Source organism: Microbacterium barkeri (genome assembly GCF_027921765.1).
GTDB classification, from domain to species: Bacteria; Actinomycetota; Actinomycetes; order Actinomycetales; family Microbacteriaceae; genus Microbacterium; species Microbacterium barkeri.
Map to the genome: position 1 here is coordinate 1 of NZ_BSEJ01000067.1, position 503 is coordinate 503.

1 protein-coding gene is annotated in these 503 nt (G+C 57.5%); it reads right to left on the reverse strand.

What is annotated here, in order from left to right:
- Positions 1-473: molybdopterin-dependent oxidoreductase (locus PKE79_RS16800; protein ID WP_498071620.1), on the reverse strand; the 473-nt coding region annotated here is incomplete at its 3' end.
- Positions 474-503: the final 30 nt, after the last annotated feature.

Consider the following 503-nt stretch of genomic DNA (forward strand, 5'->3'; position numbering starts at 1 on the left):
GTTTCGTTACTGGAGGCGGAGGCGCACAGCATCCCGGTAGTCAACCAGCGGTTGACGGTGGTGCCGGCGTCGTTTTGCGCGATAAAGTTGGCGTCGCGGTCCTCTTTCATCAGCTTGGCGATGCGATCGAACGCTTCGTCCCAACTGATTTGCTGCCATTTATCGGAGCCTGGCGCGCGATATTCCGGGAATTTCAGGCGGCTTTCAGAATGGATAAAGTCCACCAGACCAGCCCCTTTCGGACAGAGCGCACCACGCTTGACCGGATGATCCGGATCGCCTTCGATATGGAAAATGGATGCTTTGGCGTTTTTCGCGCCGTCGCCGAGGCTATACATCAACAGCCCACAGCCGACAGAACAGTATGTGCAGGTGTTACGGGTTTCGCGCGTGCGCAGCAATTTGTACTGCCGTGTCTCCTCGAGCGCAGTTGCCGGGGCAAAGCCCAGCGCTACTGCCGTGTTTCTCGCCATACCGCCAGCGCAGATCTTAAAGAACTGCCT